The following is a 22,254-nucleotide window of genomic DNA, read 5'->3' as shown; positions in this document are numbered from 1 at the left end:
ATTTGGTTGTGGTGACTTAATTATATCAAAGATGGACGATTCTTTTTTATATTTTCTGTAAAGAAAGAGGTTGCCCAAAAGTAGCTATTCAGCTACTTTTGGGACAACCTCTTAAGGTAAAAAAGCAATTATGTTGGTCAAAATATGTAATATTATAGCTGGAATAATAGATTTAGTTTGTTTGTACAATAAACAAGCGAAAATTCCAGTCACAAATGCACTAACCATAATTCCTACAGAATACGTATGGGCAATACCGAAAAGTAAACTGGAGAGAATTGCAGCTGGCCAAAAAGTAAACTTTTCTTCAAAAAAACGAAGAAAAATACCTCTGCATATAAGTTCTTCAAAAATAGGCGCAAAAATTCCACCAGCTAGAAGTAAGAGAAGTGGATAGTGCTCTAGTGTTGAAAGTTGTAATGCATTAGACTGTTCTTGTATGGATGAAGGGAATAATTTATCTAGCACAAACATATCTACAAACAAGGTGATTACATAATAAATGAGAACATAGATGTACATCCGAAAAGATTTTAAAACTCGAAAATCGAATATAGGTAATACTAGTTCTTTCAGTGGTTTATATTTCGTGATAAATGCAATTAGTAAAAGTAAGGCAACTAATTCATAACTTACATTTTCTATGGAATTAAGCAAAAATTTATTTGTATTTGGGTTAATGTATCCATATAACTCAATAGGTAAAAATGTAAGAATTATATTTATTAATGAGAGACATGGAAAGAGAATGAATAAAACTCCAAGAAATTGTAACCATGACATAGAGTATTTTTTTTCATAAGGAAGTTGTGTAGCGGGTTGCATATGTAAAATCACCTCTTTATATTTGTATATTTGATTATAAAGCATTTTATTTTCGAGTGTAATATTAAAATATTACATATAAAGGTGTATTTTCCATAAAATAATAAAAGAGGTATCACCCTATAGTGATGCCTCTTTCTCATTGATAACTATGTTCTGCCTTGTTATTTGATTTTGATTGCTCTATTTGCAATTCACGCTCTACTAATCGATCTAACTGCTGAATAGCTTTTAATGCTTTTTCATAAGAAATTGTTCTATAATGGTGCGCTCCGCCCGGTTCTTCATCTGCTTCGTCTGCCCATTTAATAATGTTTTGAAGAGATGTTCTTTCAATTTCTTGTTGTACTAAGAAAGAATCTGTATGAAGAAGAATTGCGATAGAAATTTCTTTTGCTAGTTTCGGATGTTCTCCTAATCTAATAAGCAATTTATGAGCTCGTTCTGCTCCTTTAATTGCGTGTATATCATTCTTTTTGTATAAATCATAGTCCCATTCGCCGCCTGTGTACCACGTATGATGTCCGATATCATGAAGGAAACCAGCTTTTGTAGCAGCATCGACTGAGGCGTGATGCTTTTTAGCTAAGTGAAACGCATGGTAAGCGACAGCGATCGCGTGGACCATTCCAGAACGGTTTACGTATTTTTGTGTAATGTGGTGTTTAAAAATTTGTTCAAGCGTAATACGGTGCATAAAACATTCACTCCTTTTATCTAATGGTGTCTATAAAGAAAATCGATCGGTTTAAATGTATTTTGAACATTGTACTCCATCATAGTTCGTTAGTAAAGTAGAAATGTTTAGGAGAAGAAAAAATTTTCTGCAAAAAAATCACCTTAGCTTATGCAAAGGTGATTTTCAAATTGCTTATTTTTTTAATCCTTGCTCTAGTGTTTCTAACATTTCGTGCTTTTCATTTTCATCAGCATTTTTCCAAATGACTTCAAATAAAACACCCAGACCTGGAAGCATCTTTTCTTCACCACTTTGAATTGCATCGACAATTGTTTCTTGTAATTGATCTTGTGTATTACCAGATACATTTGCTAATACAGCACCGCGTAAATTAAAACTCATTGTTTTCACCTCTTCTTCAGAATTGAAACTGACATTAGTTTTTGTTCTTTTTTATGTAAATATGTATGAAAAATAGGCTATAATGATAAGACAAGAAGAGAGGGAAATACATATTATGAAAAACATTGATTCAGTACAAAATCCGCGTGTGAAGCAGTGGAAAAAGCTGCAAACGAAAAAAGAGCGCGATAAAAAAGGTTTATTTTTTGTAGAAGGATTCCATTTAGTAGAGGAAGCTTTAAAAGCAGGAGTTGTAACAGAACTTATCGTTTCAGATCAGACAGACCTTCCGAAAGATTGGACAGTTAATGATGTAGAAATGTATATCGTACCTGAAGCTATCGTAAAAGTACTTCGTGAAACAGAAACGACGCAAGGTGTATTTGCTGTTTGTGAAAAGCATGAGAAGGAAGTAGCTCTTGCTGATGGGAAATTTCTTTTATTGGATGGCTTGCAAGATCCAGGTAACTTAGGGACAATTATTCGTACAGCTGATGCAGCCGGTATTCATGCCGTTGTGCTTGGAGAAGGATGCGTTGATGCATATAATAGTAAAGTGCTTCGCTCTACACAAGGTTCTATTTTCCACTTACCAGTTGTAAAAGGTAACTTAGAAGAATGGGTAGACAAGCTAAAAGAAAATAACGTTCCTGTATATGGAACAGCTCTTGAAAATGGAGTTCCTTATGGTGAAGTAACACCAGCTGGTAGTTTTGCATTAATTGTAGGAAATGAAGGAAATGGCGTACGCCAAGAAATTCTTGCGAAAACGGATCAAAACTTGTATATTCCGATTTACGGCGGGGCAGAATCATTAAATGTTGCAGTTGCAGCAGGGATTTTAACGTATTATTTGCAAAGCCCAGTTGCGAACAAATAAAAAACTTCTTATAATAAGTTGAAGTACATTATATTAAAAGTTAAATAACGAAAAACGTTGATAGAGAAGAGTAGCTTACAAAATCGCCATATAGGGAGAGAATGCCGTAGACTGAAAGCATTCTTATGGTAGACGGAAGTGAATTCACCTCTGGAGTTGACGCCAGGACCATGTAAATGTAAAGGCGTTCCGGTCAGAATTGATCGTTATAACTAATGAGTGGGCAGACATGTTCTGTCAATTTAGGGTGGTACCGCGAATTTACCTCGTCCCTTTTTGGGAGCGAGGTTTTTTTATTTTTAAAATTAGGAGGGTTCCAAAATGGAAGCACGTTTAAAAGAGCTAAAGCAAAAAGCGTTAGAGCTTATTGAAGAAGCGAAAGAGCTAAAAGGCTTAAACGACGTACGCGTAGCGTATTTAGGAAAAAAAGGTCCAATTACAGAAGTATTACGCGGTATGGGAAAATTATCAGCAGAAGAGCGTCCACGTATGGGAGCATTAGTAAATGAAGTACGTGAAGCGATTCAAACTCGTTTAGACGACAAAATTAGTAATTTAGAAAAAGCAGTAATCGAAGCGAAATTAGCTAATGAAACAATTGATGTTACATTGCCAGGTCGTCCTGTTGAAACAGGTTGTCATCATCCGTTAACAGCTGTTGTTGAACAAATTGAAGATGTATTCATCGGTATGGGTTATGAAGTAGCTGAAGGAACAGAAGTAGAAAAAGACTACTACAACTTCGAAGCATTAAACTTACCGAAAGATCACCCAGCGCGTGATATGCAAGATACATTCTACATTACAGAAGAAACGTTATTACGTACACATACATCTTCTGTGCAAGCGCGTACGATGGAAAATAATAAAGAAAAAGGCCCAATTAAAATTATTTGTCCTGGTAAAGTGTATCGCCGCGATGACGATGATGCGACTCATTCACACCAGTTCATGCAAATTGAAGGTCTTGTAATCGATAAAAACATTCGCATGAGTGACTTAAAAGGTACACTGCAAGTATTCGTGAAAAAGATGTTCGGTGAAGATCGTGAAATCCGTCTTCGTCCAAGTTTCTTCCCATTCACAGAGCCATCTGTAGAGATGGACATTTCTTGTATGATGTGTCATGGCAAAGGTTGCGGCACTTGTAAAGGAACTGGTTGGATTGAAATTTTAGGCGCAGGTATGGTTCACCCGAACGTACTTGAAATGGCTGGTTATGATTCGAAAGAATATCAAGGTTTCGCATTCGGTATGGGCGCAGAGCGTATCGCAATGTTGAAATACGGCGTAGATGACATTCGTCATTTCTATACAAATGATGTACGTTTCTTACAACAATTCAAACGAGCGTAAGGGAAGGAGAGGATAAGTATGTTCGTATCATATCGTTGGTTACAAGAGTATGTAGATATTAAAGATGTAACAGCACAAGAACTAGCAGACAAAATCACGAAAAGTGGTATTGAAGTAGAAGGTGTTGAAGTATTAAATAAAGGTGTAAAAGGTGTTGTAGTTGGTCACGTATTAGAATGTGAAAAACACCCAGAAGCTGATAAATTAAGCAAATGCTTAATTGACATCGGTGAAGAAGAACCAGTTCAAATTATTTGTGGAGCTGCTAACATTGCAAAAGGTTTAAAAGTACCAGTTGCAAAAGTTGGCGCTGTACTTCCTGGTAATTTCAAAATTAAAAAAGCAAAACTACGTGGTGAAGCTTCTCACGGTATGGTTTGTGCTCTTCAAGAGCTTGGCATTGATGGAAAGTTAGTTTCAAAAGAATACGCAGATGGTATCTTCATCTTCCCAAGTGACGCTGAAGTTGGTGCAGATGCACTTGAAATTTTAAACTTACATGATGAAGTACTTGAGCTTGGTTTAACACCAAACCGTGCAGATTGCTTAAACATGTTAGGGGTTGCATATGAAGTAGCTGCTATTTACGGCCGTGAAGTAAAACTTCCAGCTATCGATTTACAAGAAACAGCAGAAAAAACTGCCGATTACATTTCTGTAAGTGTAGAAGCGAAAGAAGAAAATCCATTATACATTGCAAAAATGGTGAAGAACGTAAAAATTGGTCCATCACCAATGTGGATGCAAACTCGCCTTATGGCAGCTGGCATTCGTCCGATTAGCAACGTAGTTGATATTACAAACTACATTTTAATGGAATACGGTCAACCGTTACATGCATTCGATTACGATAAATTAGGTTCAAAAGAAATCGTTGTTCGTCTTGCAAAAGAAGGCGAAAAAATTGAAACGTTAGATGATCAAGAGCGTACGTTACAAGACCATCATCTTGTAATTACAAACGGAACAAAAGCTTTAGCTGTTGCTGGTGTAATGGGCGGAGCGGATTCAGAAGTTACAAATGAGACAGTAAACGTTCTAATTGAGTCTGCATACTTTGCAGGTCAAACAGTACGTCGTACATCAAAAGACTTAGGTCTTCGCAGTGAATCAAGTGCACGTTTCGAAAAAGGAATCGATCCAACACGTACATTTGAAGCAATTCAACACGCAGCCGCTTTAATGGCGAAATATGCTGGCGGAGAAGCGCTTGAAGGTGTAGTAGAAGTTGATAACTTACAAGTACAGGAGCGTACAGTATCTGTTACTGCTGAAAAAGTAAACCGTGTATTAGGTACAAATATTTCTGCAAGTGAAATGGGTACAATGTTCACAAACTTAAAATTCCCATTCACAGAAGTAGAAGGAACATTCCACGTGAATGTACCAGCACGTCGTCCTGATATTACAATTTCAGAAGACTTAGTAGAAGAAGTGGGCCGTCTATACGGTTATGATCACATTCCGGTTACATTACCTTCTGGAACGATGACACGTGGTAAATTAACAGCAGCGCAAACGAAACGTCGTAAAGTACGTCGCTTCTTAGAAGGTGCTGGTTTATATGAAGCAATCACATATTCATTAACAAGCGCTGACAAAGCGAAACAATATATGGTGGAGCCAAACGAAAAAGCGCCTGTAGCTCTTGCACTTCCAATGAGTGAAGAACGCAGCCAACTTCGTTTAAGCCTAGTGCCACAATTGTTAGAAGCAGTTTCATACAACGTTGCACGTAAAAACGATAGCGTTGCTTTATATGAAGTAGGTTCTATCTTCTTACCAACAGAAGATGGAGAACTTCCGAAAGAAGAACAACATCTTGCAGGTGTTATGACAGGTCTTGCTCTTCACCATGCATGGCAAGGTGAGAAGAAAGTAGTAGACTTCTTCGTTGTGAAAGGTGTACTAGAAGGATTATTCGACGTACTTGGCGTTTCAAACCAAATCACTTATGCACCAGCAAAACGTGAAGGTATGCACCCAGGGCGTACAGCTGACATCGTATTAGATGGCGAAGTAATTGGTTATATCGGTCAATTGCACCCAGAAGCAGAAAAACAATTAGATGTGAAAAATACATTCGTATTCGAACTATCTCTTGTAAAAGTATTCGGTGCAGACGCAGAAGAAACTTACTACTCAGCAATTCCACGTTTCCCATCTATGACACGTGACATGGCTGTTGTCGTAACGAAAGAAACAAAAGCTGGCGAAATGAAGCAAGTTATTGCTGAAGCTGGTGGAGAACTGCTGAAAGACGTAACGCTATTTGACTTATACGAAGGTGAAAAAATGGAAGAAGGCAAGAAATCACTTGCATTCTCTATGAACTACTTCGATCCAGAGCGTACGTTAACAGACGAAGAAGTAACAGAAGCACATAACCGTGTATTAACAGCGGTAGAAGAGAAATTTGGTGCGGAGTTACGTAAGTAATAAGAAATTGCCGGATCTATTCCGGCAATTTTTTTAGTGGATTGGTTGTCGGAAAATGTCGGTAAGTCGATATATTACAAAAATCGCCGATATATTTTCCGACATCTTGCATCTTTCTCTCGAATGTAGTACATTAATTTTAGTTTAACAAAATGAAAGACGATGATAAGGAAAAGTAGTATATACTATAATCCAAAGCGAGTCAGGGACGGTGAGAGCCTGATGAGGCGGTATATGTGAAGAACACCTTGGAGTTGCTAACCGAAATTGAATCTTGTATTCAAGAGTAGACTTAGACGGGAATCCGGCCTGTTACAAACCGGGAAGTATGTATTACATACGAGTTAAAGTTGGTCTTTATGACAAATTGGGTGGTACCGCGAAGTTTAACCTTTCGTCCCTTTATGGATGAAAGGTTTTTTTGTATTTAAATATATCAGCAAAGGAGAATTTCACTATGGAAAACACATTAGTAAAAAGTCTGTATAGAGATACAGATAAATACGCAGGTCAAACAGTACAAGTATCAGGGTGGATTCGTAATTTACGTGATTCAAAAGCATTTGGCTTCATCGAATTAAACGACGGTAGCTTCTTCAAAAGCGTTCAAATCGTTTTCGATACAGAATTAGATAACTTCAAAGAAATTGCAAAACTTCCACTTAGCTCTTCAGTTAAAGTAGAAGGTAAAGTAATTGTAACGCCTGGAGCGAAACAACCATTTGAAATTAAAGCAGAAAAAATTGATATTGAGGGCTTATCAGATTCTGATTACCCACTTCAAAAGAAGCGTCATACGTTTGAATACTTACGTACAATCGCTCACTTACGTCCAAGAACAAATGCATTCTCTGCAACGTTCCGCGTACGTTCTATCGCAGCATTTGCAATTCACCAATTCTTCCAAGAGCGTGGATTCGTACATGTTCACACACCAATCATTACTGGTAGTGATACAGAAGGTGCGGGCGAAATGTTCCGCGTAACAACGCAAGATTTAAACAACGTACCAAAAGGTGAAGACGGACAAGTTGATGAATCAAAAGACTTCTTCGGCAAAGAAACAAACTTAACAGTAAGTGGACAGCTGAACGCTGAAGCTTATGCATTAGCATTCCGTGATGTATACACATTCGGACCTACATTCCGTGCAGAAAACTCAAACACAACTCGCCACGCAGCTGAGTTCTGGATGGTTGAGCCTGAGATTGCATTTGCTGAACTAGGTGACGTAATGAACCTTACAGAAGATATGCTGAAATATGCAATGAAATACGTATTAGAGCATGCACCAGAAGAAATGGAATTCTTCAACAGCTTCGTTGATAAAACAGTTCTAGAGCGTATGAACAACGTAATTAACTCTGACTTCGGTCGCATCACTTATACAGAAGCAATTAAAGTACTTCAAGAATCAGGTGCTGACTTCAAATACCCAGTAGAATGGGGTATTGATTTACAAACAGAGCATGAAAGATACTTATCAGAAGAAATCTTCAAACGCCCTGTATTCGTAACGGACTATCCGAAAGACATTAAAGCATTCTACATGCGCTTAAATGATGACGGTAAAACAGTAGCTGCTACTGACCTTCTAGTTCCTGGCATCGGCGAATTAATCGGCGGAAGTCAACGTGAAGAAAGAATGGACGTTTTAGTAGATAGAATTAAAGAATTAGGCATGAAAGAAGAGGACTACTGGTGGTACTTAGAACTTAGAAAATACGGCGGTACAAAACACGCTGGATTCGGTCTAGGTTTCGAGCGCTTCCTAATGTACATCACTGGCATGGCTAACATCCGTGACGTAATTCCATTCCCAAGAACTCCAGGTTCTTCTGAATTCTAAAATATGAAAAAAGCGAGAGGATTTCCTCTCGCTTTTTATTTTGCATAGTTTATTCTCCCGTAGCAAAAAGTAACGCGAAGGGGTGAATATAAATGAGTAAAAAAGTGAAAAAAGATCATTCAAGATCGGGCCTAGGTTCTCCAGAAGTAGAAGGACAAGGAACGACAACACATGAAACAGGTTCTCATAAAGTATCTTCATCTAATAAGAAGCAGAAACAAAGCTAACATAAAAAGGAGAGTCTTGGCGACTCTCCTTTTTTTATGTATTACATCTTCTTATCGTTAATTTCTTTTGTAATGTTATCTACATCTTTGTCTATTCGATCTAAATAGAAAAACCAAAGTAAGCTCATGAGCACATAATAGATGGCCATCACACCAAGATTATCAGATATATTTTCGAATGTAGATTTAGTAGTGAAAAAAGCGCCCCAAATGGTAGAAATAGTGAGGTAAGAAAGTGGACCTACGAGGTGTACGAAAGCATATAATACTTTTTTTACTTTTACAGCGTTCATATGAAAAACCTCCTTTTTCTAATCATACATTCAAGTTCCTCACAGAAGTGTTGTAGTTTTGTTGGATTATGTATTAACAAGCGGGCATCGTGTTTTCCGATAAATCTGCGAATCCGCAAGTTTAATAAGAAAGATCGGCCATAACGCTCTATTAAATCGTTGAACTCTCGTTGTTCACTTAGCAGCTGAATGTTTTCTCTAATTTCAAACTGCCTTTCGTGTGGATCACCTAGTAAAATATTTAGAATCATTTGTAGAAGTAGCAATGGGGATCTCCTCCTATGTTAGAATAATCTGTATATTATGATTATAACAAAACTATAAGAACAATAGTAGGATAAAATAAAAAACAGGAGTTTGTAGGCTCCTGTTTTTGTCGATACTATTTTAGTAAGCGAAACGCCTTTTCCGTATTAGCAAAATGCAGTTTCACAAACTCAGGTAATCGTTCTTTACCAAGCTTTTGAATTAATTTAGCGGCGGCGATATCAACTTGTTTACCTGCACCTTTTGGAAGGGGCATACCAGCTTTTTTGCTTAGTTCGTTAAATTGTTTTACGAATGAGTAACGAGCTAAAATGGAGGCGGCGGCTACTGCTAAATGGACGCTTTCGCCTTTCGTCGCAAAATAAACATTTTCACGCTGTACCTGTTTTTGTTTTGCTAAATATTTGTAGTATGTATCAGGTTGTGTAAATTGGTCGATTAAGACGCCTTCAGGTTTTGTAGGTGCCATTTTAGCTAATAAGTTTGTAATAGCTTTATTGTGTAGTAAAGCTTTTAACTTACCTTGGTTGTTTCCTTTATCAAATAGCTCGTTATATTTTTCGTTATGAAGAACGAGAGAGCTGTAAGGGACAACGTGAAGAAGTTGTTTCGCAATGGCAGTAATTTGTTCGTCATTTAAGTTTTTAGAGTCTTTTACACCAAGCTCTTTTAGTAGTGGGATTTGCTTCGCATCTACATATACAGCAACGACTGTCATTGGTCCGAAGAAATCACCAGTACCCACTTCATCTGACCCTACGATCGACATTGTACCGATGGAAGCAGGCGGTGCATAACGGTGTGAATCAACAGATCTTTTTACAGCTGTTTTCGGTGTTTGAGAGACAGTTTGCCAACGAGAAGCTTCTGCTTCAGCACGTCCACCTTGGAACATTACTTTTCCAGATTTATACGCTGTGATTGTGCAAGATGGCACTTTTGCCATGAAGATTCCGCCTTGTGGAGTTTTCGGGCTAAGCGAATGTTTATATTGTTGTTTCATGTCTTCAATTACTGTAGAATTTGTTTGAATTACGATAGAATTTGACATAATGGTCACCCCTTTTTTTATATTGTTATTTTTATCATATCGGATTGTTCTTTCTGTTTCCATATTATGAAGGTTCATGGTATGATAAACTTTAGGATTCTGTACGTGATTGGAGGCCGGTGAGTTGTCACAACAAAAGGGAAAGAAAAGTCGAATTAATGTAGAAATCTATGGTCAGCAATATTCAGTTGTTGGCGATGAAAGTACAAGTCATATCCGCATGGTAGCAGCGATTGTGGATGATAAAATGCGCGAACTCAATGCCAAGAATCCTTCGCTTGACACGAGTAGACTAGCGGTATTGACGGCGGTAAACGTCATACACGATTACATAAAATTAAAAGAAGAACATGAGAAATTGAAAGAAAGTATGACAAAAAAAGGAATGGAATAACATGATTGATATTATTATCATTTTACTGCTTGTTATGGGATTTTTCCTCGGCTTACGCAGAGGGTTTATTCTGCAACTTGTAAAGTTAACAAGCTTTATTATCGCATACCTTGTTGCATACTGGTACTGTAAAGATTTAGCGCCAGCACTTGCGAAATTTATTCCGTATCCATTTGATAAAAACGTATCTGTTCCAGAATGGATTGATGCAAATAATATTGAGACAGTATTTTATCAAGCGCTTGCGTTTATCATATTGTTTATTATTACAAAAATTGCACTTTCATTACTTGGTAATTTGTTAAATATGTTTGCAGAAATACCGGTTTTAAAGCAAGTAAATGCGTTTGCGGGGGCACTCCTCGGATTTTTAGAAGTATATATTATTTTGTTTGTCTTAATTATCATTGGAAACATTCTTCCGATTGAACAATTACAAACACCATTACAACAATCATCAATTAGCAAAATAATTGTAGACGATACACCGATTCTCTCTGAAAAGGTGAAGGAACTATGGCAGACAGGTAGCAGAGTATAACTTCTCTTTTTTCGGAAAGAGAAGTTTTTTTCTATGAAAGAAAGGCGGGGTAATGATGAAAGTAAATAAAAAACAAGTTATCAAATTATTAGAGACAATCGGGCTTTTTATGGAACTAAAGGGCGCGAATCCATTTAAAATATCTGCATTTCGTAAAGCGGCAGCAGCATTAGAAAGTGATGATCGTAGTCTTTCTGAGATTGAAGATTTCACGAAGATTCCGGGCATTGGAAAAGGAACAGCGGCAGTTATTCAAGAATATATAGAGTCGGGAACATCTGAAGTATTACAAGAGCTTGAACAAGAAGTGCCAAGTAGCTTATTACCGTTATTAAAATTGCCAGGCCTTGGTGGTAAAAAGGTAGCTAAGTTATATAAAGAACTTGGTGTTGTTGATATGGAATCGCTAAAAGCGGTTTGTGAGGAAAATAAAGTACAAGCTTTAGCTGGTTTCGGCAAAAAAACAGAAGAGAAAATATTAGAAGCAATCGATCAAGTAGGATCTCGTCCAGAGCGTTTACCAATCGCGATGGTATTGCCTATTGCCGGGGAAATAGAAGAGAAATTGTCGAATATTGCTGAGGTAATTCGTTTCTCTCGCGCTGGTAGTTTGCGCCGCGTTCGTGAAACAGTAAAAGATTTAGACTTTATTATTGCAACGACAGAACCAGCTGCAGTACGTGAGCATTTACTACAATTTGATAATATGATTGAAGTAATCGCGAGCGGGGATACGAAAGTTTCTGTTCGTCTTCAATATGAATATGATATTTCAATTGATTTTCGCTTAGTAAAACCAGAAGAGTTTATTACAACTCTTCACCATTTCACAGGATCAAAAGACCATAACGTAAAAATGCGTCAAATCGCAAAAGATAAAGGCGAGAAAATTAGTGAGTACGGTGTAGAGAACTTGGAAACAGGTGAAGTGAAAACATTTGAGACGGAAGAAGAATTCTTTGCTCATTTCGGTCTTCCATTTATCCCGCCAGAAGTGCGTGAAGATGGAAAAGAAATTGAATTAATTAAAGAGTATCCGAACTTAATTCAGTTTTCCGATATACAAGGTGATTTACATATGCATACAACATGGAGTGACGGTGCTTTTTCTATTGAAGAGATGGTACAAGCATGCCGTGCTCGTGGATATAAGTTTATGGCGATTACTGATCACTCACAATACTTGAAAGTAGCGAACGGTTTAACGAAAGAGCGCCTTCGTGAACAAGCGAAAGAAATTGAACGTATGAACGAAAAGTATCCAGACATTACAATTTTACGCGGAATTGAAATGGACATTTTACCGGATGCCTCGCTTGATTTTGATGATGAAGTATTAGCAGAATTAGATTATGTCATTGGAGCAATTCACTCTAGCTTCTCACAAGACCGTGAAACGATTATGAAACGTCTTCGTGCTGCGCTAGAGAATAAGCATGTCACAATGATTGCTCATCCGACAGGACGTCTTCTTGGACGCCGTGAAGGTTATGATGTAGATACAGACTTATTAATCGAACTCGCAAAAGAAACAAATACAGTTTTAGAATTAAATGCGAATCCAAACCGTTTAGATTTAAGCGCAAAATTATTAAAACAAGCACAAGATGCTGGTGTAAAAGTAGCGATTAATACGGATGCTCATACACTTGAAATGTTAGAAGATATGGAAACAGGCGTAGCGGCAGCACGTAAAGGTTGGATTCAAAAAGATAACGTGATTAACACGTGGGATATTGAACGTTTATTAGACTATATTAAACGTAATAAGTAACACAAGGGGGACCTGCAACATGTTAGAAAGAACGTTGCGTGTATTAGAATACAATAAAGTAAAAGAACAATTACTTGAACATACAGCCTCTTCACTTGGTCGTGACAAAGTGAAGCATTTAGTGCCGAGCACTGATTTTGAAGAAATTGTAGAAATGCAAGATACAACGGATGAAGCAGCGAAAGTTATTCGTCTAAAGGGTAGTGCACCATTAGGGGGTATTACGGATATTCGCTCCAATGTGAAGCGTGCAAAGATTGGAAGTATGTTAAGTCCGAATGAACTACTTGATATTGCAAATACGATGTATGGTAGTCGCAATATGAAACGTTTCATTGAAGATATGGTTGATAATGGTGTCGAGCTTCCGATTTTAGAAACTCATGTCGCTCAAATTGTATCTTTATATGATTTAGAAAAGAAAATTACAAATTGCATCGGTGACGGCGGTGAAGTAGTCGATAGCGCAAGTGATAAACTGCGTGGTATTCGTACTCAAATTCGTACTGCGGAAAGCCGTATTCGTGAAAAGTTAGAAAATATGACGCGTTCTTCAAACGCGCAAAAGATGCTGTCTGACTCGATTGTAACGATTCGTAATGAGCGTTACGTAATCCCAGTAAAACAAGAATACCGCGGCGTATATGGCGGTATTGTTCATGATCAATCAGCTTCTGGACAAACGTTATTTATTGAACCGCAAGTCATTGTAGAATTAAATAACGCGCTTCAAGAAGCACGTGTGAAAGAAAAACAAGAAATCGAACGCATCTTATTAATGTTAACAGAAGAAGTGGCAGTGGAAGCGGATATCGTTTTATCAAACGTAGAAGTAGTTGCAAATCTTGACTTCATCTTTGCGAAAGCTTTCTATGCGAAGCGAATTAAAGCAACAAAACCAATCGTAAATAACGAGCGTTATATGGATTTAAGACAGGCACGTCATCCGCTTATTGATCCAGAAGTTATTGTGCCAAATAACATTATGTTAGGGAAAGATTTCACGACAATTGTTATTACGGGACCGAATACAGGTGGTAAAACAGTTACACTGAAAACAGTTGGTATTTGTGTTTTAATGGCGCAATCTGGTCTTCACATTCCAGTAATGGATGAGTCAGAGATTTGTGTATTCAAAAATATCTTTGCTGATATCGGTGATGAGCAATCGATTGAACAAAGCTTAAGTACGTTCTCCTCACATATGGTGAACATTGTTGATATTTTAGAAAAAGCTGATTTTGAAAGCTTAGTTTTATTCGATGAGTTAGGTGCTGGAACAGACCCACAAGAAGGGGCTGCACTAGCCATTTCAATTTTAGATGAAGTATGTAATCGTGGTGCTCGCGTTGTTGCTACGACGCATTATCCAGAATTAAAAGCATACGGATATAACCGTGAGCAAGTTATTAATGCGAGCGTTGAGTTTGACGTAAACACGTTAAGTCCAACGTATAAATTATTAATCGGTGTACCAGGACGTAGTAATGCCTTTGAAATTTCGAAACGCCTTGGATTATCTGATCGCGTCATTGAACAAGCGCGTAACCACATTAGTACAGATACAAACAAAATTGAAAATATGATTGCGAAGCTAGAAGAAAGTCAAAAGAATGCAGAGCGTGACTGGAACGAAGCAGAAGCGCTTCGCAAGCAATCTGAAAAACTGCATCGCGAATTACAACGTCAAATTATTGAATTTAACGAAGAACGTGATGAACGATTATTAAAAGCGCAAAAAGAAGGAGAAGAAAAAGTCGAAGCTGCAAAGAAAGAAGCAGAAGGCATTATTCAAGAACTTCGTCAATTGCGCAAAGCACAGCTTGCAAACGTGAAAGATCACGAGCTAATTGAAGCGAAGAGCCGTCTAGAAGGCGCAGCGCCAGAGCTTGTGAAGAAACAAAAAGTAAACGTGAAAAACACTGCGCCGAAACAACAGTTGCGCGCAGGTGATGAAGTAAAAGTATTAACGTTCGGTCAAAAAGGTCAATTACTTGAAAAAGTAAGCGATACAGAGTGGAGCGTACAAATCGGTATTCTGAAGATGAAAGTAAAAGAGTCCGATATGGAATACATTAACACACCGAAGCAAACAGAGAAAAAAGCAGTTGCAACAGTAAAAGGTAGAGACTATCACGTTTCTTTAGAACTTGACCTTCGTGGTGAACGATTTGAAAATGCAATGGCGCGCGTTGAGAAATATTTAGACGATGCCCAGCTTGCAAGCTATCCTCGCGTATCAATCATTCACGGTAAAGGAACAGGAGCACTTCGCCAAGGTGTACAAGATTACTTGAAGAAGCATCGTGGTGTGAAAACATTCCGTTACGGTGATATGGGCGAGGGAGGCCTAGGTGTAACAGTTGTCGAATTAAAATAGAAAACAACGAAACAAAGGGGAAACCATTATATGTTTATGGACAAACTTGCAAAAGTATTGTTAGCTTGTTGCGGAATATTTTTGGTGATTGGGGTTATTTATTTAGTTGTTTTTGCGAAGTAAACGAGCGTCAATCGTGGCATAATGATATTGCCATAGATTGACGCTTTTAATATATATGAAAAGGAATAAGCTATGAAAATCAACCAATATATAAGCGAAGCAAAATCCTGCTCAAGACGCGAAACAGATAGCCTTATTAAAGCCGGGCGCGTAGCGATTAACGGCGAAATATGTACGCACGGTGCACTTGTTAATGAAGGTGATGTTGTAACGATTGATGGACAGGTTATTGCAAAAGAAGAGAAAGAAAAGGTGTATATCGCCTTTCATAAGCCAGTTGGTATTACTTGTACAGCAGCTGATCATATTGAAGGTAATATTATTGATTATATTAATTACCCAGGGCGTATCTTTCCTGTTGGACGATTAGATAAAGCGTCAGAAGGACTTATTTTATTAACGAATGACGGCGGGATTGCCAATCAAATTTTACACGGTGATCATGAGCACGAGAAAGAATATGTTGTTACAGTTGATAAACCTTTTACAGATTGGTTTATTAATGAGATGTCCAGCGGTGTAAAGATTAAAGATGGAATGACGAAGCCGTGTAAAGTGACGAGAGTAGATCAGTCTACGTTTCGCATCGTTTTAACGCAAGGAATGAACAGACAAATTCGTAGAATGAGCCGGGTTTTCGGGTTTACTGTAAAAAAGTTAAAGCGAGAACGTATTATGAATATAGAGCTAAATGATCTTGAAGTAGGAAAGTGGCGAGACATTACAGCTGAAGAATTAGAATTATTAATAGGACAGTTATAGGGAGGAAAAATTTTCTCCCTATATTTTTTTGTCAGAAAAAATAAAACTATTGATTTTTTAAAAAATAGCCCATATAATAAAAAACAACAAGTTTCGACAAGATATTTTATAAAAGTAATGATGAGGACATGAGTTGTATTTTACGATTCTCAGAGAGGGAAGCCTTAGGCTGTGAGCTTCCTAATACGAAAAGACAAGCTTACCACCTCTAAACTTCAAGAGTGAACTGCATGTATAATGCATTGTAATTCTTGGCGGATAAAACCGTTATCAATTTACACGAGCTATAAAATGAGCTTATTTCGTTATAAATTCATTTTATTAGAATAAGGGTGGAACCACGATTTCAACACTCGTCCCTTTGTTAGGGACGGGTGTTTTTTGCGTTCTTTTACGGGGAAGTATGCTTGAAAGAGGATATATGACGGATTTTAATTCAGAATATTTTGTTAAATTTAAATTAGGAGGTTAGTAGAAATGAAATCATCTTTAAAGTTTTCTGAGATGTTTGCAATAAGTTTAATGTTATTTGCACTATTTTTCGGTGCGGGTAATATGATTTTTCCACCAGCATTAGGACAAGGCGCTGGAACAGATGTATGGATCGCACTATTTGGTTTTGTCGTAACAGGCGTTGGATTGCCTTTATTAGGCGTTATCGTTATAGCTTTAAAGGGAGATATTAATGAGCTAGCAGGGCGTGTACACCCTATATTCGCACTAGTTTTTATTACTGCAATTTATTTATGTTTAGGCGTATTTGTAAGTGTGCCGCGTACAGGAACGGTTGCTTATGAAATGAGTGTTGCACCATTTTTACCAAGTGAAATAGCTGGTCAATCGTATCCACTTGTTATCTTTACATTTATTTTCTTTGCTCTCACTTTCTATTTAGCTTTAAACCCATCAAAATTAGTGGGCCGCATCGGTAAAGTATTAACTCCGATTTTATTAGCTGTTATTGCAATTATTGTAGTGAAAGCACTTATTACACCAATGGGTGAATTTGGTGCACCAACAGAAGCATATAGTGCTCCGCTATTTAAAGGTTTTATTGACGGATATTTAACTTTAGATGGACTTGCAGCACTTGTATTCGGAAATGTTGTAATTCATGCGTTAAAAGAAAAAGGTATTACAAATAAAAATAGCATTGCAAAAGTAACAATTTTTGCAGGATTTATTGCGGCACTTGGTTTACTACTCGTTTACTTAGCGCTTGCTTATCTTGGAGCTTCTAGTGTCTCTCTTGGAATGGGAGCCAACGGAGGGATTATTTTAACAAACGTTGTAAATCATTTATTCGGTAGTTACGGAACTCTATTATTAGGAATCGCAATTACAGCAGCATGTTTAACAACTTCTGTAGGTATTGTTGCAGCTTGCGGAGAATATTTCTCTTCTTTATTACCAAAACTTTCTTATCAAAAGGTTGTTTTCATTTTCTGCGTATTAGCATTTATGGTAGCGAATCTTGGATTAACTCAGTTAAATGCATTAGCATTACCGATTTTAATTGCAATTTACCCAATTGGTATCGTGCTTATTGTATTATCACTTGTTGAAAACTATATTCGTCTTCCTTTAGTCATGTATGTAGGTGGTATTGTAGGAGCATTCATGATTAGTTTCTTTGATGGGTTACACAATGCAAATCTTGAGATTGCAGCATTAACACCAATTTTAAATAAAATTCCATTATATAGTGTTGGGATTGGTTGGTTCGTTCCTGCTCTAGTAGGTATTGTAATTGGATATGTCTTTTCATTGTTTCAAAAGAAAGAAGTTGCTGTAGAAAAATAGAGAAAAGAGGCTTTCTATGAAAGAAAGCCTCTTTTTTTGTAGAAAAAGCCATATATAAGGAAATTCAGATATTTAAAGTTTTATACGTAATATAGTTGACAAAAAAATTATGAGTAGGCTAAGATTGATTTAGTTGTGGAAATATTGGAAGGAAAGTGAGGAGTGAAAGGTATAAGACTTTCTATAACGATATCATTTTGGTAGATAGAGGTGATAGAGTAGAAAAATGGTTAGTTTTATTTTTTTGAGCTTTATTGAGAATGATAATCAAAGGAAAATAGGGACTTATGTTAAAATACGAATCGCTCTTTATAAAGAATAGAGAGGGATATTATTTTTAACATGAATTGAGAATGATAATCAATAATATCTGTATTACATAAACAAATTACAATTAAATAAGGATAGAAGATTATTATTTTTTTCTAATATAATGAGAATAATTATCATTTTCAAAAAAGTATGGATGAAAGATAAACAAGGAGGAAGTAAGCCAAATGAGAAAGATTTCTGTATTACCCGCTTTTATTATAACGTTCGTATGTATGCTAGCTTTTCTTGTCATGCCATATGAGAAAGTTGCAGCACAACTAGCTGACGGTACTTACGATATTAACTATGTCATTCAAAAAGCGGAAAATGATTCAGCTTCAATGGCAAATGATTATTTTGAAAAACCAGCTAAGCTAGTTGTGAAAAATGGTGAGATGAGAGTGCAAATCCCGATGAATCATAGTGCTTGGATTACAGAATTTAAAGCACCTGAGAACGGGAATTTTGTTGATGCAAAAGTCGTTAGTAAAGATGAATCGGCAGATAAAAGAACAGTAGAGTTTAAAATAGATGATTTATCTAAACCAGCAGCTGCAAAAATTCATGTTGTTGTACCAAACGTAAATTATGACCATAACTACACAATTCGCTTTGCATTTGATGCAAATGTAAAAGCGGTAGGTGGAGAAAATAAAGCAACAGCTGTAACAAAGAATAACGATCAAACAAAAACAGATACAAAACTAAAAGAAGAAGTGAAAAAAGAAGAGAGTAAAGAAGCAAATAAAGAAGCGAACAAAGGAACAAATGAAAGTGGTAAAGCTGAAAAAACAGATAACCCAAAAACAGGCGATGAAGCAAGTATCGGATTATTTGCAGCGTTAATCCTTATTTCAGGAGTTTTCTTCATTCGTAAAGTACGTCAAAACTAAATAAAGGAGCGGTATTCCATTGAATAGATATTTTAAAATTGTTGTTGCGATGTTCTTAATGATATTTACATTCGTATCAACATTACAACCTCTTGCAGTTCAAGCAGCGACTCAATTAGCTGACGGTGAATATTCAATCGGTTTTAAAGTTCTTAAAGATACATCGGATGAAGTATCTAAGATGAATGATTATGTTATAAGTCCAGCTACTTTAAAAGTAAAAGATGGCAAACAAAAAGTCTCATTTACTTTAAAAAATAGTGAATGGATTACGAAGTTTATAACAGAAAAAGATGGTCAGTTTGTTGATGTAAATGTGATTGAAGAGAATAAAGAGAAGAATACTAGAGTAGTAGAATTCGATGTGGCAGATGTAGCAAACGTTTTAAATGGAAAAGTCAAAGTCGATATCGATGCGATGAATTATCATCATGTTTTTGATGTTCGCATCAAATTTGATTCAAGCAGTATTACACCAGTTCATGTAGAAAAGCCAAATGAAAAAGAGGATCCAGCAAATAAGCCAGATCCAAATGAAAAACCGGATCCAAGTCAGAAGCCCGACCAAAAGCCTGACCCAGATCAACAACCAAATTCTAACACAATTACAGATGGAGAGTACAGCATTCCATTTAAAGTGTTAAAAGATCAAACAGATGAAGAATCTAAGATGAATACTTACATGGTAAATCCAGGAGTATTAAAAGTAGAAAACGGTAAGAAAAAAGCATTTGTAACACTAAAAAGTAGCTCATTAATTAAAAATTTTCAAACGGAAAAAAATGGTGCATTTATTGATGCAAAAGTAGTGAGTGAAGATAAAGAAAAAGATACAAGAGTCGTAGAATTTGAAGTAGACGATGTATCTAAAAAACTAAATGCAAAAGTTTTTATTGAAATGGCATCAAGAAATTATAAACAAACGCATGAGGTACAGCTTTCATTTGATCAAGAAAAACTTGAGCCAATTAAGAACGAAGAAAAGCAACCGGATGAAGATAAAAAGCCAGAAGTAGAAAAACCAGATGGAAACAAGAATCCAGATGCTGACACAATAAAAGATGGTGAATACAGCATCGATTTCAAAGCTTTAAAAGATCAAACAGAAGAAATTTCAATGATGAATACGTATACAAAAAGTCCAGGCGTGTTAAAGGTAAAAAACGGTAAAAAATATGTATCATTCACATTAACGAATAGTGCATGGATTACAAAGTTTGAATTTGAGAAAAATGGTTCGTTTATTGATGCAAGTGTATTAAGTGAAGATAAAAAGGCTGATACACGCGTAGTGGAAGTAGAAGTAAACGATTTATCTAAAAAGTTAAATGCAAAAGTGAAAGTAGATATTGATTCAATGAATTACCATCATTTCTACAATATCCAATTTGCATTTGATAAAGATAGCATTCAGCCAGTAGAAAACCAAGGTGGAAACAACAACGAAGGCGGAAACGAAAACCAAGGTGGAAACAACAACGAAGGCGGAAACGAAAACCAAGGTGGAAACAACAACGAAGGTGGAAACGAAAACCAAGGTGGAAACAACAACGAAGGTGGAAACGAAAACCAAGGTGGAAACAACAACGAAGGTGGAAACGAAAACCAAGGTGGAAACGAAAACCAAGGTGGAAACAACAACGAAGGCGGAAACGAAAACCAAGGTGGAAACAACAACGAAGGCGGAAACAATAACCAAGGTGGGAACAACAACGAAGGCGGAAACGAAAACCAAGGTGGAAACAATAACCAAGGCAATAACACAACCATTGATCCAAAAGCTCTTAAAGATGGTGAATATAGCATTGGTTTTAAAGTTTTAAAAGATAAAACAGAAGAAATTTCAATCATGGACACATATACAAAGAGTCCAGGTGTATTAAAAGTAAAAGATGGTAAGAAGTATGTATCGTTTACATTAACGAATAGTGCGTGGATTACAAAGTTTGAGTATGAAAAAAATGGTTCTTTCGTTGACGCGAAAGCGTTAAGTGAGAACAAAGAAAAAAACACAAAGGTAGTAGAAATAGAAGTAGATGATTTATCAAAAAAATTAAATGCAAAAGTAAAAGTAGATATTGATGCGATGAATTATCACCATTTCTACGATGTTCAATTTGTGTTTGATCAAAATAGTATTAAAGTTTCAGGTAACGAAGATGGAAACAACAACCAAGGTGGAAACAACAACGAAGGTGGAAACGACAACCAGGGCGGAAACGATAGCCAAGGTGGAAATGACAACCAAGGTGGAAACAATAACCAAGAAGGAGATAATAAGCCGAAAGTAATCGTTGATCCGAAAAATTTAGTAGATGGTCAATACGATATTCCATTTAAAGTGTTAAAAGACAAAACAAATGAACTTTCAAAGATGCATGACTATACTGTGCATCCAGCAAAATTAATCGTTAAAGATGGTAAAAAGTACATTGAGATGACACTGAAAAATAGTGCGTGGATTACGAAATTCCAAACAGAAAACAATGGTCTATTTGCTGATGCGAAAATAGTGAGCGAAGATAAAAATGCAAATACGAGAGTAGTGCAATTTGAAGTAAGTGATTTATTTGCAAAATTAAATGCAAAAGTAAAAGTAGATATTAACGAAATGAACTACCATCATTTCTACGATGTACAAATCCAATTTGATACAAATAATATTGGTGCGTTAGGAACGATTAAAGAGGATCCCCAAAAAAATCCGAAGAATGATTCGAAAAATCCAGTAACTACACCGAAAGTAGATAATGTAAAAACAGTAGGAACTCCTGATTTTAACCGAAATGCAGATGGTAAAAAGAAAAACGAAGCTACAAATAATGATGCGAAAAAAGAGAAAAACTCAAAAACTGCAGATACAGCACAGCTTGGTTTATACATGGTGCTACTGCTTGGGTCACTCGCTTTACTAGTTCGTAAATATAGAGCTGGTAGATTGTAATTTTGGGAGTCTTGATGCGTTTTCGGGCGCATCAAGACTTGTTTCATATTGTTTGGAAAG

General features: G+C 36.6%; 19 protein-coding genes and 3 other annotated features. Of the genes, 13 read left to right on the top strand and 6 right to left on the bottom strand.

Annotated elements, in window-relative coordinates; translation table 11 throughout:
• Nucleotides 1-111: 111 nt before the first annotated feature.
• The 3 genes from ACTFSI_RS05260 to sspI form a co-directional block, all read right to left on the bottom strand.
• Entirely contained in the window at nucleotides 112-825 is a 714-nt protein-coding gene (locus ACTFSI_RS05260) for a CPBP family intramembrane glutamic endopeptidase (RefSeq protein WP_001182105.1), read from the bottom strand.
• Nucleotides 826-964: 139 nt separating this feature from the next.
• Complete coding sequence (locus ACTFSI_RS05255; protein ID WP_000554791.1) at nucleotides 965-1,522, bottom strand: HD domain-containing protein; 558 nt, start codon at nucleotides 1,520-1,522, stop codon at nucleotides 965-967.
• Between the two features lie 174 nt (nucleotides 1,523-1,696).
• A complete protein-coding gene (gene sspI / locus ACTFSI_RS05250) occupies nucleotides 1,697-1,906 on the bottom strand; it encodes a small acid-soluble spore protein SspI (RefSeq protein ID WP_000009513.1) in 210 nt (69 codons plus the stop codon).
• Between the two features lie 82 nt (nucleotides 1,907-1,988).
• Between sspI and ACTFSI_RS05245 the strand changes: the two genes are divergently transcribed.
• The 5 genes from ACTFSI_RS05245 (at nucleotide 1,989) to ACTFSI_RS05225 (ending at nucleotide 8,657) form a co-directional block, all read left to right on the top strand.
• Complete coding sequence (locus ACTFSI_RS05245) at nucleotides 1,989-2,786, top strand: TrmH family RNA methyltransferase (protein ID WP_033682110.1); 798 nt, start codon at nucleotides 1,989-1,991, stop codon at nucleotides 2,784-2,786.
• 48 nt (nucleotides 2,787-2,834) lie between these two features.
• Nucleotides 2,835-3,063, top strand: a binding site (T-box leader).
• A gap of 44 nt (nucleotides 3,064-3,107) precedes the next feature.
• A complete protein-coding gene (gene pheS, locus ACTFSI_RS05240) occupies nucleotides 3,108-4,142 on the top strand; it encodes a phenylalanine--tRNA ligase subunit alpha (protein WP_044790621.1) in 1,035 nt (344 codons plus the stop codon).
• 18 nt (nucleotides 4,143-4,160) lie between these two features.
• Complete coding sequence (pheT, locus tag ACTFSI_RS05235) at nucleotides 4,161-6,581, top strand: phenylalanine--tRNA ligase subunit beta (protein WP_138321034.1); 2,421 nt, start codon at nucleotides 4,161-4,163, stop codon at nucleotides 6,579-6,581.
• 153 nt (nucleotides 6,582-6,734) lie between these two features.
• Nucleotides 6,735-6,986 (top strand) — a binding site (T-box leader).
• A 52-nt stretch (nucleotides 6,987-7,038) separates the two neighbouring features.
• Nucleotides 7,039-8,430: an asparagine--tRNA ligase gene (asnS, locus tag ACTFSI_RS05230; protein ID WP_000432166.1), complete on the top strand. Its 1,392-nt coding sequence runs from the start codon at nucleotides 7,039-7,041 to the stop codon at nucleotides 8,428-8,430.
• Between the two features lie 92 nt (nucleotides 8,431-8,522).
• A complete protein-coding gene (locus ACTFSI_RS05225; RefSeq protein ID WP_000039589.1) occupies nucleotides 8,523-8,657 on the top strand; it encodes a YuzL family protein in 135 nt (44 codons plus the stop codon).
• A gap of 41 nt (nucleotides 8,658-8,698) precedes the next feature.
• On the opposite strand, the gene ACTFSI_RS05220 is transcribed toward ACTFSI_RS05225, so the two are convergent.
• The 3 genes from ACTFSI_RS05220 to rnhC all read right to left on the bottom strand — a co-directional run bounded on the left by ACTFSI_RS05220 (nucleotide 8,699) and on the right by rnhC (nucleotide 10,268).
• On the bottom strand, nucleotides 8,699-8,950 hold the full coding sequence (locus ACTFSI_RS05220; RefSeq protein ID WP_138321036.1) for a hypothetical protein: 252 nt from the start codon (nucleotides 8,948-8,950) through the stop codon (nucleotides 8,699-8,701).
• Nucleotides 8,947-9,216: a hypothetical protein gene (locus tag ACTFSI_RS05215; RefSeq protein ID WP_044790618.1), complete on the bottom strand. Its 270-nt coding sequence runs from the start codon at nucleotides 9,214-9,216 to the stop codon at nucleotides 8,947-8,949. The genes ACTFSI_RS05220 and ACTFSI_RS05215 overlap by 4 nt, the downstream gene beginning before the upstream one ends.
• A gap of 116 nt (nucleotides 9,217-9,332) precedes the next feature.
• The gene (gene rnhC, locus ACTFSI_RS05210) at nucleotides 9,333-10,268 is read right to left on the bottom strand and encodes a ribonuclease HIII (RefSeq protein WP_262734732.1); all 936 of its coding nucleotides are present in this window, start codon (nucleotides 10,266-10,268) and stop codon (nucleotides 9,333-9,335) included.
• 124 nt (nucleotides 10,269-10,392) lie between these two features.
• Between rnhC and zapA the strand changes: the two genes are divergently transcribed.
• From zapA to ACTFSI_RS05170, 8 genes are all read left to right on the top strand, one after another.
• A complete protein-coding gene (gene zapA, locus ACTFSI_RS05205) occupies nucleotides 10,393-10,662 on the top strand; it encodes a cell division protein ZapA (RefSeq protein ID WP_000082701.1) in 270 nt (89 codons plus the stop codon).
• 1 nt (nucleotide 10,663) lies between these two features.
• Entirely contained in the window at nucleotides 10,664-11,203 is a 540-nt protein-coding gene (locus tag ACTFSI_RS05200) for a CvpA family protein (RefSeq protein WP_000565413.1), read from the top strand.
• Between the two features lie 55 nt (nucleotides 11,204-11,258).
• Nucleotides 11,259-12,977 carry a DNA polymerase/3'-5' exonuclease PolX gene (polX, locus tag ACTFSI_RS05195; RefSeq protein WP_000867555.1) on the top strand — a complete coding sequence of 573 codons (1,719 nt, stop codon included), beginning with the start codon at nucleotides 11,259-11,261 and terminating at the stop codon, nucleotides 12,975-12,977.
• 19 nt (nucleotides 12,978-12,996) lie between these two features.
• Nucleotides 12,997-15,357: an endonuclease MutS2 gene (locus ACTFSI_RS05190; protein ID WP_000893733.1), complete on the top strand. Its 2,361-nt coding sequence runs from the start codon at nucleotides 12,997-12,999 to the stop codon at nucleotides 15,355-15,357.
• 195 nt (nucleotides 15,358-15,552) lie between these two features.
• Nucleotides 15,553-16,242, top strand: a complete 690-nt coding sequence (locus ACTFSI_RS05185) for a 23S rRNA pseudouridine(2604) synthase RluF (RefSeq protein ID WP_000700755.1) — start codon at nucleotides 15,553-15,555, stop codon at nucleotides 16,240-16,242.
• Nucleotides 16,243-16,350: 108 nt separating this feature from the next.
• Nucleotides 16,351-16,606: a binding site (T-box leader), on the top strand.
• A gap of 113 nt (nucleotides 16,607-16,719) precedes the next feature.
• The gene (gene brnQ6 / locus ACTFSI_RS05180) at nucleotides 16,720-18,045 is read left to right on the top strand and encodes a branched-chain amino acid transport system II carrier protein BrnQ6 (RefSeq protein WP_000842665.1); all 1,326 of its coding nucleotides are present in this window, start codon (nucleotides 16,720-16,722) and stop codon (nucleotides 18,043-18,045) included.
• 497 nt (nucleotides 18,046-18,542) lie between these two features.
• Entirely contained in the window at nucleotides 18,543-19,250 is a 708-nt protein-coding gene (gene isdC / locus ACTFSI_RS05175; protein ID WP_044790616.1) for a heme uptake protein IsdC, read from the top strand.
• A 19-nt stretch (nucleotides 19,251-19,269) separates the two neighbouring features.
• Nucleotides 19,270-22,194, top strand: a complete 2,925-nt coding sequence (locus ACTFSI_RS05170) for an NEAT domain-containing protein (RefSeq protein ID WP_440045254.1) — start codon at nucleotides 19,270-19,272, stop codon at nucleotides 22,192-22,194.
• Nucleotides 22,195-22,254: the final 60 nt, after the last annotated feature.

The sequence above is a fragment of the Bacillus cereus group sp. MYBK101-2 genome, assembly GCF_051918845.1.
GTDB lineage: Bacteria > Bacillota > Bacilli > Bacillales > Bacillaceae_G > Bacillus_A > Bacillus_A paranthracis.
The sequence above is the reverse complement of the archived record's forward strand: the minus strand, read 5'-3'. Positions and strand labels throughout refer to the sequence as shown.

What these genes read in the sequence shown, in the direction of transcription:
- ACTFSI_RS05260 (WP_001182105.1), bottom strand. Translation starts at nt 825, where the DNA reads ATGCAACCCGCTACACAACTTCCTTATGAAAAAAAATACTCTATGTCA.
- ACTFSI_RS05255 (WP_000554791.1), bottom strand. Translation starts at nt 1,522, where the DNA reads ATGCACCGTATTACGCTTGAACAAATTTTTAAACACCACATTACACAA.
- sspI (WP_000009513.1), bottom strand. Translation starts at nt 1,906, where the DNA reads ATGAGTTTTAATTTACGCGGTGCTGTATTAGCAAATGTATCTGGTAAT.
- ACTFSI_RS05245 (WP_033682110.1), top strand. Translation starts at nt 1,989, where the DNA reads ATGATAAGACAAGAAGAGAGGGAAATACATATTATGAAAAACATTGAT.
- pheS (WP_044790621.1), top strand. Translation starts at nt 3,108, where the DNA reads ATGGAAGCACGTTTAAAAGAGCTAAAGCAAAAAGCGTTAGAGCTTATT.
- pheT (WP_138321034.1), top strand. Translation starts at nt 4,161, where the DNA reads ATGTTCGTATCATATCGTTGGTTACAAGAGTATGTAGATATTAAAGAT.
- asnS (WP_000432166.1), top strand. Translation starts at nt 7,039, where the DNA reads ATGGAAAACACATTAGTAAAAAGTCTGTATAGAGATACAGATAAATAC.
- ACTFSI_RS05225 (WP_000039589.1), top strand. Translation starts at nt 8,523, where the DNA reads ATGAGTAAAAAAGTGAAAAAAGATCATTCAAGATCGGGCCTAGGTTCT.
- ACTFSI_RS05220 (WP_138321036.1), bottom strand. Translation starts at nt 8,950, where the DNA reads ATGAACGCTGTAAAAGTAAAAAAAGTATTATATGCTTTCGTACACCTC.
- rnhC (WP_262734732.1), bottom strand. Translation starts at nt 10,268, where the DNA reads ATGTCAAATTCTATCGTAATTCAAACAAATTCTACAGTAATTGAAGAC.
- ACTFSI_RS05200 (WP_000565413.1), top strand. Translation starts at nt 10,664, where the DNA reads ATGATTGATATTATTATCATTTTACTGCTTGTTATGGGATTTTTCCTC.
- polX (WP_000867555.1), top strand. Translation starts at nt 11,259, where the DNA reads ATGAAAGTAAATAAAAAACAAGTTATCAAATTATTAGAGACAATCGGG.
- ACTFSI_RS05190 (WP_000893733.1), top strand. Translation starts at nt 12,997, where the DNA reads ATGTTAGAAAGAACGTTGCGTGTATTAGAATACAATAAAGTAAAAGAA.
- ACTFSI_RS05185 (WP_000700755.1), top strand. Translation starts at nt 15,553, where the DNA reads ATGAAAATCAACCAATATATAAGCGAAGCAAAATCCTGCTCAAGACGC.
- brnQ6 (WP_000842665.1), top strand. Translation starts at nt 16,720, where the DNA reads ATGAAATCATCTTTAAAGTTTTCTGAGATGTTTGCAATAAGTTTAATG.
- isdC (WP_044790616.1), top strand. Translation starts at nt 18,543, where the DNA reads ATGAGAAAGATTTCTGTATTACCCGCTTTTATTATAACGTTCGTATGT.